Origin of the sequence: Campylobacter ornithocola, from assembly GCF_013201605.1 — a bacterium.
GTDB classification, from domain to species: Bacteria; Campylobacterota; Campylobacteria; order Campylobacterales; family Campylobacteraceae; genus Campylobacter_D; species Campylobacter_D ornithocola.
In genome coordinates this window covers 463,557-477,281 of record NZ_CP053848.1, presented here as the reverse complement: position 1 = coordinate 477,281, position 13,725 = coordinate 463,557, and the positions used below count along the sequence as shown (strand labels likewise).

The 13,725-nt window shown below is 28.5% G+C and carries 15 protein-coding genes; 8 read left to right on the top strand and 7 right to left on the bottom strand.

Annotation, left to right across the window (positions count from 1 at the left end):
- Positions 1 to 13: 13 nt before the first annotated feature.
- Positions 14 to 301 carry an Asp-tRNA(Asn)/Glu-tRNA(Gln) amidotransferase subunit GatC gene (gatC, locus tag CORN_RS02530; RefSeq protein ID WP_066006712.1) on the bottom strand — a complete coding sequence of 96 codons (288 nt, stop codon included), beginning with the start codon at positions 299 to 301 and terminating at the stop codon, positions 14 to 16.
- Positions 302 to 457: 156 nt separating this feature from the next.
- Here gatC and CORN_RS02525 point away from each other — a divergent pair, with 156 nt between their 5' ends.
- The 6 genes from CORN_RS02525 (at position 458) to pyk (ending at position 5,857) form a co-directional block, all read left to right on the top strand.
- Entirely contained in the window at positions 458 to 1,003 is a 546-nt protein-coding gene (locus CORN_RS02525) for a hypothetical protein (protein ID WP_066006714.1), read from the top strand.
- Entirely contained in the window at positions 1,000 to 1,995 is a 996-nt protein-coding gene (locus CORN_RS02520; protein ID WP_066006719.1) for a hypothetical protein, read from the top strand. The genes CORN_RS02525 and CORN_RS02520 overlap by 4 nt, the downstream gene beginning before the upstream one ends.
- Position 1,996: 1 nt before the next feature.
- Positions 1,997 to 2,329, top strand: a complete 333-nt coding sequence (locus CORN_RS02515; protein WP_066006721.1) for a hypothetical protein — start codon at positions 1,997 to 1,999, stop codon at positions 2,327 to 2,329.
- On the top strand, positions 2,316 to 2,939 hold the full coding sequence (locus CORN_RS02510) for a type III pantothenate kinase (RefSeq protein WP_066006723.1): 624 nt from the start codon (positions 2,316 to 2,318) through the stop codon (positions 2,937 to 2,939). Before CORN_RS02515 ends, CORN_RS02510 begins: the two co-directional genes overlap by 14 nt.
- Before the next feature lie 108 nt (positions 2,940 to 3,047).
- The gene (locus tag CORN_RS02505; protein WP_066006724.1) at positions 3,048 to 4,394 is read left to right on the top strand and encodes an FAD-dependent oxidoreductase; all 1,347 of its coding nucleotides are present in this window, start codon (positions 3,048 to 3,050) and stop codon (positions 4,392 to 4,394) included.
- A gap of 11 nt (positions 4,395 to 4,405) precedes the next feature.
- Positions 4,406 to 5,857 carry a pyruvate kinase gene (gene pyk, locus CORN_RS02500; RefSeq protein WP_066006726.1) on the top strand — a complete coding sequence of 484 codons (1,452 nt, stop codon included), beginning with the start codon at positions 4,406 to 4,408 and terminating at the stop codon, positions 5,855 to 5,857.
- 7 nt (positions 5,858 to 5,864) lie between these two features.
- On the opposite strand, the gene gmhA is transcribed toward pyk, so the two are convergent.
- Genes gmhA through CORN_RS02480 form a run of 4 tightly spaced genes read right to left on the bottom strand, consistent with a single transcriptional unit; the run spans position 5,865 to position 9,246 of the window.
- Positions 5,865 to 6,425 (bottom strand): D-sedoheptulose 7-phosphate isomerase, encoded by a 561-nt coding sequence (gene gmhA / locus CORN_RS02495; RefSeq protein ID WP_066006728.1) that lies wholly within the window; start codon positions 6,423 to 6,425, stop codon positions 5,865 to 5,867.
- Positions 6,409 to 7,788, bottom strand: coding sequence for a D-glycero-beta-D-manno-heptose-7-phosphate kinase (rfaE1, locus tag CORN_RS02490; protein WP_066006730.1), 1,380 nt, complete (start codon positions 7,786 to 7,788; stop codon positions 6,409 to 6,411). Before rfaE1 ends, gmhA begins: the two co-directional genes overlap by 17 nt.
- Positions 7,781 to 8,734, bottom strand: coding sequence for an ADP-glyceromanno-heptose 6-epimerase (gene rfaD / locus CORN_RS02485; RefSeq protein ID WP_066006732.1), 954 nt, complete (start codon positions 8,732 to 8,734; stop codon positions 7,781 to 7,783). The genes rfaE1 and rfaD overlap by 8 nt, the downstream gene beginning before the upstream one ends.
- Positions 8,731 to 9,246, bottom strand: coding sequence for a D-glycero-alpha-D-manno-heptose-1,7-bisphosphate 7-phosphatase (locus tag CORN_RS02480; protein WP_066006734.1), 516 nt, complete (start codon positions 9,244 to 9,246; stop codon positions 8,731 to 8,733). Before CORN_RS02480 ends, rfaD begins: the two co-directional genes overlap by 4 nt.
- A 130-nt stretch (positions 9,247 to 9,376) precedes the next feature.
- On the opposite strand from CORN_RS02480, the gene CORN_RS02475 reads away from it, so the two are divergent.
- A complete protein-coding gene (locus CORN_RS02475; RefSeq protein WP_066006736.1) occupies positions 9,377 to 9,682 on the top strand; it encodes a c-type cytochrome in 306 nt (101 codons plus the stop codon).
- Positions 9,683 to 9,684: 2 nt separating this feature from the next.
- Here CORN_RS02475 and ccoS read toward each other — a convergent pair whose 3' ends face one another.
- Both ccoS and CORN_RS02465 read right to left on the bottom strand, forming a co-directional pair.
- Complete coding sequence (ccoS, locus tag CORN_RS02470) at positions 9,685 to 9,903, bottom strand: cbb3-type cytochrome oxidase assembly protein CcoS (RefSeq protein ID WP_066006738.1); 219 nt, start codon at positions 9,901 to 9,903, stop codon at positions 9,685 to 9,687.
- Positions 9,900 to 12,245: a heavy metal translocating P-type ATPase gene (locus CORN_RS02465; protein WP_066006740.1), complete on the bottom strand. Its 2,346-nt coding sequence runs from the start codon at positions 12,243 to 12,245 to the stop codon at positions 9,900 to 9,902. Before CORN_RS02465 ends, ccoS begins: the two co-directional genes overlap by 4 nt.
- 174 nt (positions 12,246 to 12,419) lie before the next feature.
- On the opposite strand from CORN_RS02465, the gene rho reads away from it, so the two are divergent.
- Positions 12,420 to 13,724, top strand: a complete 1,305-nt coding sequence (gene rho, locus CORN_RS02460) for a transcription termination factor Rho (protein WP_066006742.1) — start codon at positions 12,420 to 12,422, stop codon at positions 13,722 to 13,724.
- Position 13,725: the final 1 nt, after the last annotated feature.

The window sequence follows — 13,725 nt, the reverse complement described above, 5'->3', positions numbered from 1 at the left end:
AAACTCCAAAAAATTATTCAATTATCTTAGGAACAATAAAAAAACCATCTTGAGAATTTGGAGCATGTTTGCTAATCATATCAAATACTACAGATTTTACACTTTCATCCAACCTAAATGGTGTTCCACCACTTGTAGTACTTGTCATAGCTTCTATATTATCAAGTTTTAATCCATCAAGTTTCTCGACAAAATCAACAATTTGACTTAACTGTTCTTCTAATTCTTGCCTTTTCTCATCCGCTATTTTCAATGCACTTAGCTTTTCTAGCTTAGTTAATAATTTATCATCAATTTGCATTATTTATACCCTAACTTTAATTTTTTATCCAAGAAAGCTCTTTTTTTAAAATTGAAAATTATATCATAAAATCATTTATTTTTTCATTTTTATATGTTACAATTATAGACTTTAAAATTAAAAAATAATACTTATTCTACAAAATAAAGGGGAAGTATGGCTTTAAAAGAAAACTTAAAAGCGGTAAAAGAGGAACTGAATTCTCAAGAACAAATGATGGAAAATTTTATCAAATCTGAACGTTTTATTAAAAAATATAAATACTATTTCATTACGCTTATTGTGCTTTTCATTATTTATTTTGGCGGTAGTTATTTTTATAATTTAAAACAAGAAAGTGATATTCAAAAAAGCAATATAATTTTTAATAACCTATTGAAAAATCCTTCAGATCAAAAATTACTCGAAGAATTAAAACAAAAAAATGCAAATTTATATACTATTTTTATTATGAGTCAAAAAAACCAAGAACTTAATCAAACTTTAAATCTTGAAATTGACCCATTATTAAAACAAATAGTGCTAGCTCAAAACAACCAAAAATCAGATTTTTTAAAAGATTATAACACCTTATTAGTAGGTTTTGACTTTTTAAAACAAAATGATTTTAAAAATGCAGATATTGAATTTAATAAAATACCTATAAATTCGCCTCTATGGCAAATTATTACAAGCTTAAAACATTATCAAGGAATAAAATGAAGTATTTTTATTTATTTATTATCACCTTAATATTTTTTAGTGCTTGTGGCACAAAAAGGGAATATTACCAACCAACTCAAATAGAGCAACTTTCTTACAATTCTAAAAGTATTAATGGAAAAATCGTTAATTTTAATAACAACATAGCGCAATTAAATAATAATACTTTCATAGATAACATGGGAAATATTATCAATTTTAAATTAGATACAAACTATCATATTTTAAATACTCAACAAGAAGAAATTGCCATAGCTGATGATAATGGAAATTTTAAGGTTTTAAATCTACATGGTGAAGAGTTATTTTCTCATAAATTCAATGAAAGTGTAGTAAGTGCAAGCATAGATGGTGATGATATGGCTTTAGTTTTAGCTAGCAACACTTTAGTATATGCTAATAAAAATCTTGGCATAAGAATGCTACAAAATCTTGGTGCAGCTTATGCTCAAGATAGTCGCTATGCAAATCCTTATTTTTTAAACACTATTATTATATACCCTATGCTTAATGGAAAACTAGCAATACTTAACAAAAACACATTGAAGGTTAGTAGAGAAATTTTAGTAAGTAGTGAAGAATTTTTTAACAATATTATTTATCTTCATGTAAAAAATGATACTATGGTAGCTGCTACAGCACAAAAAATCATTGTTGTTACTCCAAATAGAACTTTATATCTAAACGAAAACATTAAAGAAATAAATGTTAATGACAAGGAAATTTTTATACTAACAAAAGATGGAAGGGTTATTAAAAATGACTATAATCTTAGAAAAATTGATGAAATAAAATTTCAATTTGCCTTATTTTCTAAAAGCACCTTATATAACAATTCTTTATATATTTTTGAAAAAACAGGTTATTTAATTAAGCTAAATACAAATTTAAAAGATTTTGCAGTCTACAAACTAAGTGAAGCTGTTGATAAAAAAAGTTTTATGACTAATGGTAAATTTTTCTACCAAAATAAATTTTTACAATTAAACTAAAATGAATCAAAAGCTTAGTAATATTCTTATTAAACATGGAATTATTTTAAAAAATACAAAATCTTTAGAAGCTCGTATTTTTAGCAAAAAGAAAAAATTAATTTGCATTTATGGAGAAAATATAAACAAACAATATTGCTTAATTTTATTTTCTTTTACAAAAAGTAAAATTCTTACAAAAGAAAGTCTAGAGTTTGAAAGTATTTTTCAAAATATAAGACAAGTTTTAAACTTGAATTTCAAAATTTATTTTATATTTCATCAAGCTTCGATTTGCTCAAAAGCAAAAGAATACCTAACTGCTAAAGGAATTCAAAGTTATGCTTTTATGTGATATTGGCAATACAACTGCAAGTTTTTTAAATGAGCAAAAATTTCACTCTATGAGCATTGAGCAGTTTTTACATTATGAACCAACGCAAAAAACATTTTATATTAATGTTAATCCAAATTTAGAACAAAGACTAAAGCAAAATCCTTTATTTATTAATCTTGCTCCATATTTTAATTTTGATACCATTTATAGCAACTTAGGCGTTGATAGAATAGCGGCTTGTTATACTATAGAAGATGGAGTTGTAGTTGATGCAGGCTCTGCAATAACGGTAGATATTATTTCAAATTCTATTCATCTTGGAGGGTTTATTCTACCTGGTATTGAAAGTTATAAAAAATCTTTTACTAGTATCTCTTCGCGTTTAAAATATGAATTAAATACTCAAATTAATTTTGATGCATTTCCTCAAAGAACTATTGATGCCTTGAGTTATGGAGTATTTAAAAGTATATATTTACTTATAAAAGATAGTGCGTATGATAAAAAATTATATTTTACAGGTGGAGATGGACAATTTCTCGCAAATTTTTTTGATTATGCAATCTATGATAAATTTTTGATTTTTAGAGGTATGAAAAAAGCTGTTTGTGAAAATTTTATACTCTAGCTTATCTCTACACTCTTACTCTGCTAAATTATAAGCTTTATTTAAATTCAAAATAACTATATTTTGATATCATTAATAAAACCAAACATACAAAAGGAATAAACAATAATGAATCAAAAACATTTTGATACTGTAGTAATTGGCGGTGGGATTTCTGGTGCTGCAGTATTTTATGAACTAGCTAGATACACTAATATTCAAAATATTGCTCTACTAGAAAAATATAGTAGCGCTGCAACTTTAAATAGTCATAGCACAAGTAACTCGCAAACTATCCACTGTGGTGATATAGAAACAAACTACACTCTAGAAAAAGCAAAAAAAGTTAAAAAAACAGCAGATATGATTGTAAAATATGGGCTTTTACAAGGTGGACAAAATAGATTCATGTATTCACATCAAAAGCTTGCACTTGCTGTCGGTGAAAAAGAATGCGAATACATGAAGAATAGGTATGAAGAATTTAAAGAATTATATCCTTATATTAAATTTTACACAAAAAATGAAATAAAGCAAATAGAACCCAATGTTGTCTTAGGTGAAGATGGTATTAACGATAGAACTGACAATGTAGTAGCTATGGGTGTAGAGGCAGATAAAATTTACACTACAGTAGATTTTGGATTAATGAGTCAAAACCTCATAGAACAAGCTTGCAAACAAGGCAAAAACACTTATGTAGCCTACAATCAAGAAGTTGTTTTTATAGAAAAAAAAGATGATACTTTTTATATCAAAACAAGAGATTTTAAAGAATATAGTGCCAAGTCTATCATTGTAAATGCAGGTGCACACTCGTTGTTTTTAGCACATAAAATGGGTATAGGTTTAGATAAATCTTGTTTTCCTGTTGCAGGAAGCTATTATATGGCAAAAAGAAAAATTTTAAATGGTAAAGTTTATATGGTACAAAATCCAAAACTTCCTTTTGCTGCATTACATGGAGATCCTGATTTACTAGCCAACATGAATACGCGTTTTGGTCCTACTGCTTTAGTTATTCCTATGTTAGAAAGATACCATGGTTTTAAATCTGTACCTGAATTTTTCAAAACACTTAATCTTGATATGAATGTAGTTAAAATTTGCTTCAATCTTTTTAAAGACTCTACCATTAGAAATTACATTCTTTACAATTATTTATTTGAAATTCCTTATATCAATAAAAGATTTTTTGTAAAAGATGCAAAAAAAATAATTCCTAGTTTAAAGACAGATAATATTTATTATGCTAAAAATTTTGGTGGACTACGTCCCCAAATACTCGATAAGAAAGCTGGAGAATTAATGCTTGGAGAAGCTAGTATCACTGAGATTCCAGGTATTATTTTTAACATGACACCAAGTCCAGGTGCTACAAGCTGTCTTGGTAATGGTTATAGAGATGCAAAACTTATCTGCCAATATTTAAGTGCAAATTTTAACGAGGATTTATTTACTAGCGAATTACTATAAAAAGGATAAAAATGTTAAAAAAAACAAAAATAGTAGCAACAATTGGACCAGCAAGTGAAAATGAAGCCATAATAAGACAAATGATTATTAATGGGGTAAATGTTTTTCGCTTAAATTTTTCGCACGGAAGCCATGAGTATCACAGCCAAAATCTAGCTACCATTAGAAAAGTATCAGCTGAACTCAATGCAAGAATTGGAATTTTACAAGATATTAGCGGACCAAAAATCAGAACTTTAAAAATTCCAGAAGCTTTTGAGCTAAAAAATGGTGATAGATTAGACTTTTATAAAGATACATTTGATGGAAAAAAACTTTCTAATGAGCATTATAAAGTTTGCATCAATCATCCTGAAATTCTTTCTATGTTAAAGGTTGGAGAATATATCTATCTTTGCGATGGTTCTATTAAAACAAAAGTTGTACAAATTGAAAAAGACTTTATTCAAACTCAAGTAGAAAATAATGGACTACTTAGTTCAAATAAAGGTATTAATTTTCCAAACACAAAGATTAATATTGATATTATCACTCAAAAAGACAAAAACGACTTAGCTTGGGGCATAAAAAATGATGTTGATTTTTTAGCTATATCTTTTGTACAAAATGCACACGACATTAATGAAGTTAAAAAAATTCTTGATGAGAATAATGCTAAAATTGCTATTTTTGCTAAAATAGAAAAATTTGATGCTGTAGAAAATATCGATGAAATTATAAATTGCAGTGATGGTATAATGGTGGCAAGAGGAGATTTAGGTATCGAAGTTCCTTATTATAGAGTACCAAACATACAAAAACTCATTATTAAAAAAGCTAACGAAGCCAATAAACCGGTTATCACTGCCACTCAAATGCTTTTTTCACTTGCCAAATCCAAAACTGCAACAAGAGCTGAAATTTCAGATGTTGCCAATGCAGTTCTTGATGGTACCGATGCGGTTATGCTTAGCGAAGAAAGTGCGGTAGGAATTGATCCAGCAAATGCAGTAGATATCATGACCCAAACTATTATAGAAACAGAAAAAAACTACCCTTATGAAAAATTTGAAAATTTTAAATGTTTTAACGAAACTGACATTATTGCCAAATCAAGCACTCAACTAGCTACAAATTTAAATGCAAATGCAATTTTTACTATCACAAGTAGCGGTGCTTCTGCGGTTAAGACTGCAAGATATCGTGCTAAAATGGACATTATAGCTATTACTCATTCTAAAAAAACTTTAAATTTTTTAAGCATAGTTTGGGGGGTACAACCTGCTATATTAATAGAAAAACATGAAAACTTAACAAAACTTCTAAGCAACTCTATAAAACTTGGAGTTGAAAAAGGTCTTATAAAAAAAGATGGAGTTTACACACTCACTGCAGGTTTTCCAGTAGGTGTTGCAGGGAGTACTAATCTAATTAGAATTTTACAAAAAGATCAAATTGAGTATTATTTAAGTTTGGGAAAATAACCCAAACTTAATATTCTTCTTCTATTAAATCACATAAACAATGTATGATTAAAATATGCATTTCTTGAATTCTTGCAGTATCATCACTTGGTATTACTATATTTTGATCACATAATACATTCATTAATCCACCACCTTTTCCACTAAAACCTATACACTTAGTACCAATTTCTTTAGCTTTTTCAAAAGCCTTAATCACATTCAAACTTTTCCCGCTAGTAGAAATACCAATCAAAACATCATTGCAACTAGCTAGAGCTTCAACCTGTCTTGAAAAAACAAATTCAAAACCATAATCATTTCCTATAGCACTTAAAGCCGAAGTATCAGTACTCAAAGCAATAGCAGCCAAAGCTTTTCTTTCTTTTTTATATCTTCCACTAAGTTCAGCTGCAAAATGCTGACTATCTGCAGCACTACCTCCATTTCCACAAATTAAAATTTTCCCACCATTTTTCAAACATGTCTTTAACTCTTGAGCAACTATAATAATTTGCTCTTTTAAATTTAAACTTTGTTCTAAAGTTTTCTGGTGTTCAATAAATTCTTTTTCAATCTTGTTTATCATTTACAATCCTATTAATTATATTAGTAGTGCTAAATCCATCTTCAAAGTCAATCAATTCTATTTTTTTTACTAAATTTGAACCCACTACTTCTTTACCTTTATAATCAGCTCCTTTAACCAAAACATCAGGTTTTAAAAACTCTATTAATTCATAGGGAGTATCCTCATCAAAAATCACCACATAATCTACAAAATACATACTTGCAAGCATACATGCACGCTGAAATTCTAAATTTATAGGTCTTGAGTTTCCTTTTAGCCTTTTTACACTTTTATCTGAATTTAAACCTATGACCAAGACATCTCCTAATTTTTTAGCTTTTTCAAGATATTTTATATGGCCATAATGCATAATATCAAAGCATCCATTTGTAAAAACTACTTTTTGATTTTGTATCAACTTTACAAGCTCTTCTTTATTTTTAATTTTATTTTCAAAAGAAGCTTTTTTTAGATTTTTTATTTCCTCTAAACTTACGCTCACACTTCCCACTTTAGCAACCACAACAGCTGCCGCATCATTTGCTAGTTCACATGCTTTAACAATATCAACTTTTAAAGCCAAAGTATAAGCAAGCATAGCTATAACACTATCCCCAGCACCTGTTACATCATAAACCTCTAAAGCTTTTGCAGGAATAATGTGTAATTTTTTATCAAAAAGTGCAATTCCTTCTTCAGATAAAGTTATAATAGAATAAGCTAAATTCAAATCATCTTTTAATTTTTTTAAAGCTTTTTCTAAATTATCAATTTTTTCTACGCCTAAAGCTTGAATGGCTTCTTTTTTATTTGGGGTTAGCAAGGTTGCGTTTTGATACTTGCTAAAATCATTTCCCTTAGGATCGATTAAAATAGGTAAGTTTAAAGTATTCGCATAAGCTATTAAAGCCCTTGTTACTTTTGGAGTTAAAATACCTTTAGCATAATCACTCAAAACAATTGCATCATAATCTTTGGCTATTTTTTCAAATTCTTTGATAATTTCATCTTCTAACTTTGTATCAAAATCATTTTCATCATCAAGTCTTAAAACCTGCTGTGAGTGCGATAAAACTCTACTTTTAAGCGGAGTTTTTCTACCCTTTTCCACTAATAAATTTGCATTTAAATTCTCTTTTAAAAATCTCCCACTCTCATCATCACCAACAAGTCCTAAAGCAAAAACCTCAGCACCAAGACTTTTTAAATTTGCATATACATTACCAGCTCCACCCAATCTCTTATCTTCTTTTTGCGATTTCATGACCATTACAGGAGCTTCTGGGGAAATTCTGGTACAATCACACCATATGTAATGATCTACCATAAAATCACCGACAACTAAAATTTTAGGCTTTTTAGAGCTTAAAAAATCAAGCATTTACTTCCTTTTCATAAAGTCTTTTTATCTCTTTTATATAATCTTTTATACCCTCTTCAAGACTAAATTTAGCTTTATATGAAAAATTCTCATCCAACTTTGCTTGAGTATGAAATTGATAAGCATTTTTATAAGGATTAGGGATATACTCACATGGATAATTAGTATTTAATTCTTTTTGCAAAATATCTACTATATCTTGAAAACTCCTTGCTTCGCCTGTGGCTACATTATAAATTCCACTTTTTGCCTCTAAAGCTTGCAAATTTGCACTTATAACATCTTTTATATATACAAAATCACGATAAATTTGATCACTTCCTTCAAACAAGCGCGGATTTTTACCTGCTAAAATTTGATGTCCAAACTGCAAGATCATAGAAGCTGTAGTATTTTTAAAAAATTCTCCTTTGCCATATACATTAAAATATCTAAGTCCGACTATATGCATTTTATCAAAGTATTTTTTTGCCATTTTATCCATCATTAGCTTTGAAAATGCATAAGGGTTTTTAGGGGCTTCACTAAAATTTACAATTTGTGGACTAGGAGCATCTCCATAAACCGAAGCCGAACTTGCATAGATTAATTTAGCATTAAGATCTAGGGCAATTTTTATAAAATCTTTAAAAGTATTTAAATTAGTACTTAAAACTTTATTTTGATCATAAACAGTTGTATCTGAAATTGCAGCTTTATGAAAGATTATATCAGGCTTAAAATCTTTTATAATATTTAAAGTTTTTTCATCATTAATATCACCCACATAAAGCTCACCCTCAAAATCTAAGATATTCTTAAAATGACCAAAACTTTCTAAATTTCCATTTTCAAAAGTAGCACTTGAACACATTTTATCTATAATTAAAATTTCGTGTTTATCTTGAAGCTCTAAAGCAAGAGCTGAACCTATAAATCCTGCCCCTCCTGTTATCACAATTTTCATTTTTTATCCTTTAAACAATGCAAAAGTTCTTTTAAATTTTTACAAACTTTATAGTTTTCCTCATCTTTATAGTTTTCATTAATTAAAAATAGATTTTTTATACCAGCATTAATTCCAGCTTGCATATCACTTAAATTATCCCCTATAAAAAAAGAAAGTGAAAAATCTATATTAAATTCCTTTTGTGCCTTAAAAAACATTCCAGGTTTTGGCTTGCGACATTCACAATTTTCCAAATGTGGACAATAATAAATTTTTTCTATTTTAATGCCTTTTTTTAAAAACTCATCTAGCATATATGAACTTAAGATTTCAAAATCTTTTTCGCTATAATAAGCTCTTGCTATACCAGATTGATTAGTAGCTATAAAAATTAGAAAATTTTGTTTTTGAAAAAAATCGCAAAGCTCAAAAATACCTTCACAAAATTCAAAATCTTCAATCTTATGAACATATTTTTTATCTATATTGATAACTCCATCTCTATCTAAAAATAACGCCTTTGTTTTCATGTAAAAAATTATAATGTTTTTTTTTTAAGATTTTATAATTTATCAAGTAAAAATATTTTTTAAGCGACTTTAAATAAAAAAAGCTTATAATTAAAAACATTTTATTTTCAATTCATATAGGAGTGATATAATGAAAAAGCTTATTATTTTATCAGCTTTAGCATGTCTTGGCGTTTCAGCTTTTGCTGCGGATGGTGCTACACTTTATAAAAAATGTGCAGTATGTCATGGTACTAAAGCAGATAAAGTCTATCTTAATAAAGTTCCTGCTTTAAATTCTTTAACTGCAGCTGAAAGATTACAATATATGAAAGATTATGCGGCAGGCAAAAGAAATGCATATGGTCAAGGTGCGATCATGAAAATCAACCTTAAAGGTTTAACAGAAGAAGATTTTAAAGCAATTGAAGAATATATCGAAAGCTTAAAAAAATAATTTTAACAGCCTTCATGGCTGTTTTTGTTCTTTTCCAAAGCTTCTTTTTTTCTTTTTTCCAAAATAATTGCATCATTTAAAGCATCTTCACTATCATTTAAAGTAGTAAATTTATAATCATCATCAAATTGTCTGTTTTTGATCCCCCAAAGTAAAGCACTAATTGCTAAGAACAATGCAATTAAAGAAACACCTATCATCATCATCAAGACACCATTCATTTTTTTATCCTTAAAGCATTTAAAATCACTATTATACTACTAAAAGACATTGACAAAGCTGCAATTAAAGGGTTAATCAAACCAAAAAAAGCTAAAGGCATACTCAAAGCATTGTAAAATAAAGAAAAAGCTAAATTTTGTTTAATAATTTGATAAGTTTTTTTAGCTATTTGTATGGCCTTTTGTAAACTTTTTAAGTCATTTTTTAGCAATATAATATCACTATTTTCCATAGCAAGCTCAGATCCTTCTTTTAAAGAAACTCCAACACCTGCATAAGAAAGTGCTAAAGCATCATTTACTCCATCTCCTATCATTAAAACCTTACCTGTTTGATTTAAATTAGTTATTGTTTGCATTTTATCTTCTGGCATACATGAGGCTTTAAAATTGTTTATTTTTAATTTTTCAGCCACCTTGCTTACAGCATGTAAATTATCACCACTTAACATATAAATTTGCATTTTACATTCTTTCATAAATTTAATTAACTCTTCAGAGCTTTCTCTTATACTATCTTCTAATTCAAAAACTGCCAATATGGTTTTATTTTTAGCAAATATAAAATGTGTAGTTTGAAATTCTTGTACTTGCATATGATTTTCTTTGAAAAATTTCTCATTTCCTCCCAAAAATTCATCCTTGCCAAAAAAGGCTTTGTAACCTCTTGCTTGAAAATTCTGAACTTTTTCAAATTCTATTCTATTATTAATTTTTTCATCTAAAAAAATCAAAATGCTTTTTGCTACTGGGTGGTTGGTTAAATGTAAGAAATTTAATAATTCATTTTTATCTAATTTTTTATCTAAAAAACTTTTTTTAACTTCTAAACTAGCCTTTGTCAAAACCCCTGTTTTATCAAATACTGCAATATTACACTTACTCAAATCCTCTACAACACCAGCTTCTTTAAATAAAATTTTTTCTTTCAAACCAGCACTAATTGCTACTAAAGAACTCACCGGAGTAGCTAAAGCCAAAGCGCATGGACAAGCTATGATTAACACAGAAACCATACGTATCATGGCTTCTTCAAATCCTAAATTTAAAATAAAAAAAGTAAAAGCAAAGCAAAGCAAAGCACAAGTTAGAATGATAGGTGAAAAATACCTACTCACTTGTTGCACCATTTTTTCTATCTTAGCTTTTTTAGCACTTGAGTTTTCAAGTAAGTTAATAATTCTAGCTAATTTAGAATCCTTATAAAGCACATTTGCCTTATATAAAGCATTGCCACTTAAAACCAAAGAAGCAGAATAAATCATATCATCTTTTTGTGCATCAAGCGGCAAGCTCTCTCCACTTAAACTAGACATATCCAAGCTAATATTACCGCTAATACACACCCCATCTATTAATACCCTATCACCTTCTTTTAACTCTATAATATCTCCTATGTTAATATCTTCTACATCGATATTTTCTATTTTACCATTTTTTAATACTCTTACTTCATTACTTAAAAATGATCGCAAATGATCAAGTGTATCAAGAGCTTTTTTCTTGCTTAAAAGCTCTAAGTACTTTCCTACAAAAACAAAACAAACAATCATTGTCACAGAGTCAAAATACACCTGTGAAGCTCTTGAAAACATGGCCCACACTGAATACATATAAGCTAAACTTGCTCCGCTAATTACCAAAGTATCCATATTAACACTTTTAAACTTCAAAGCATAATAGGCATTTTTATAAAAGATTGAACCTGTATAAAAAAGCACAGGAGTACAAAGCAAAAATTCAGCAAAATGCAAAATATCCTTAGTGTCAGCTTCCATACCACTAAAAAATCCAGCATATTTAGCTACAGATATCCACATAATATTCATCACACAAGCTATAGCAACTATTAATTTTGCATAAAAATCTCTTTTAGTTTGAGTTGCTCTTTGTTCATTCTTTGTAGGCAAATACACACTAGCTTTATAGCCTATACTCTCTATACTTTGAATAATTTTTGCTAAATTTATGCTTTTTTCATCGAAAACAATTCTAGCCTTATGAGTAATAGAATTAATATCAACTTCTATTACGCCTTCACTTTTAACGAGAATTTTTTCATTAAGCCAAACGCAAGCAGCACAATGAATTTCTTCTATAAGTAAAAAAATCTCACCAAAGCCTTCTTTGGTTTTTTGTATGTATTTTTCATAATCTTTAATATTATGCTCTATTATAGCAGGAGTTAGAGTTTGATTGCCGAGTTTTTCATAAAATTCTTCTAAATTATTTTCTTGTAAAATCTCATAAACACTCTCACAGCCTTTACAGCAAAAATAATTTCCATTTTTTTCTATCATTTGATCTTGTTTAAAGCTTAATTGACAATGCCTACATTTCATCCTATACTTTCTTTATAATTTTTTACAATATTTTATCATTTTTTTAAAATTACAATTTTAAAAATTATTTACAAAGCTATATTATAATTTTAAAAATTTGACAAAAAAGCATTTTTTTGAATAAAATCTCTTATTCATTATTAAATACTACATTTTCTACATTTTAGAGGATATATGGAAAATACAAAAGAAAAAAAACAACACCAAAGAACACACATTCCAGTGGAAGGTTATAAGATAGAAGATTTAAAGTTGCTTGATCTAGAAAGCCTAGTCAAAATCGCCAATGAAGCGGAAATAGAAAATCCAAGAGAATTTAGAAGGCAAGATCTTATTTTTGAAATTCTAAAAGCACAAACAAAAAAAGGTGGCTTTATACTCTTTACAGGAATTTTAGAAATTTCACCTGAAGGTTATGGCTTTTTGCGTGGAATGGATTCAAATTTAAGCGATAGTGTAAATGATGCTTATGTATCAAACTCACAAATTCGCAAATTTGCTCTGCGTGTTGGAGATATAGTTACCGGCCAAGTTAGAGAACCAAAAGATCAAGAAAAATACTATGCTTTATTAAAAATTGAAGCAATTAATTACCTTCCATTAAAAGAAGCTAGAGAAAGACCTTTATTTGACAATCTTACTCCAATTTTTCCAACTGAAAAAATAAAATTAGAATATGATCCTTTAAAGCTAACAGGTAGAATGCTTGATTTATTTGCCCCTATAGGAAAAGGGCAAAGAAGCCTAATCGTAGCACCTCCAAGAACTGGTAAAACTGAGCTAATGAAAGAATTAGCTACTGCTATTGCTAAAAATCACCCAGAGGCTCATTTGATTGTGCTTTTAGTAGATGAGCGCCCTGAAGAAGTTACAGATATGCAAAGATGTGTTAAAGGTGAGGTTTTTAGTTCTACCTTTGACTTACCTGCTTACAATCATGTTAGGGTAGCTGAGCTTGTTATAGAAAAAGCAAAAAGGATGGTAGAAACAGGTAAGGATGTGGTTATATTGCTTGATTCTATTACAAGATTAGCAAGAGCTTATAATACTGCTACACCAAGCAGTGGTAAAGTCTTAAGTGGTGGGGTTGATGCAAATGCCTTGCATAAACCAAAACGCTTTTTTGGTGCAGCTAGAAATATAGAGCATGGTGGCTCATTAACCATTATAGCAACTGCTTTGATAGAAACAGGCTCGAGAATGGATGAAGTGATTTTTGAAGAATTTAAAGGAACAGGAAATAGTGAAATTGTTCTTGATAGAAATATTTCAGATAGAAGAATTTATCCTGCAATTAATATCATAAAATCAGGTACTAGAAAAGAAGAATTGCTTCAAGGTGTTGAAAAACTTCAAAAAATTTGGGCAATTAGATCAGCTATTTCACAAATGGATGATATAGAGGCATTAAAATTCTTATACTCTAAAATGCTAAAAACCAAAAGCAATGAAGAGTTATTATCTATCATGAATGAGTAGC

Coding starts and splice junctions, on each gene's coding strand:
- CORN_RS02465 (WP_066006740.1), bottom strand. CDS start 12,245: ATGAAATGTAGGCATTGTCAATTAAGCTTTAAACAAGATCAAATGATA.
- rfaD (WP_066006732.1), bottom strand. CDS start 8,734: ATGAAAATTGTGATAACAGGAGGGGCAGGATTTATAGGTTCAGCTCTT.
- CORN_RS02525 (WP_066006714.1), top strand. CDS start 458: ATGGCTTTAAAAGAAAACTTAAAAGCGGTAAAAGAGGAACTGAATTCT.
- pyk (WP_066006726.1), top strand. CDS start 4,406: ATGTTAAAAAAAACAAAAATAGTAGCAACAATTGGACCAGCAAGTGAA.
- CORN_RS02480 (WP_066006734.1), bottom strand. CDS start 9,246: ATGAAAACAAAGGCGTTATTTTTAGATAGAGATGGAGTTATCAATATA.
- rho (WP_066006742.1), top strand. CDS start 12,420: ATGGAAAATACAAAAGAAAAAAAACAACACCAAAGAACACACATTCCA.
- CORN_RS02505 (WP_066006724.1), top strand. CDS start 3,048: ATGAATCAAAAACATTTTGATACTGTAGTAATTGGCGGTGGGATTTCT.
- CORN_RS02520 (WP_066006719.1), top strand. CDS start 1,000: ATGAAGTATTTTTATTTATTTATTATCACCTTAATATTTTTTAGTGCT.
- CORN_RS02515 (WP_066006721.1), top strand. CDS start 1,997: ATGAATCAAAAGCTTAGTAATATTCTTATTAAACATGGAATTATTTTA.
- rfaE1 (WP_066006730.1), bottom strand. CDS start 7,788: ATGCTTGATTTTTTAAGCTCTAAAAAGCCTAAAATTTTAGTTGTCGGT.
- gmhA (WP_066006728.1), bottom strand. CDS start 6,425: ATGATAAACAAGATTGAAAAAGAATTTATTGAACACCAGAAAACTTTA.
- gatC (WP_066006712.1), bottom strand. CDS start 301: ATGCAAATTGATGATAAATTATTAACTAAGCTAGAAAAGCTAAGTGCA.
- ccoS (WP_066006738.1), bottom strand. CDS start 9,903: ATGAATGGTGTCTTGATGATGATGATAGGTGTTTCTTTAATTGCATTG.
- CORN_RS02510 (WP_066006723.1), top strand. CDS start 2,316: ATGCTTTTATGTGATATTGGCAATACAACTGCAAGTTTTTTAAATGAG.
- CORN_RS02475 (WP_066006736.1), top strand. CDS start 9,377: ATGAAAAAGCTTATTATTTTATCAGCTTTAGCATGTCTTGGCGTTTCA.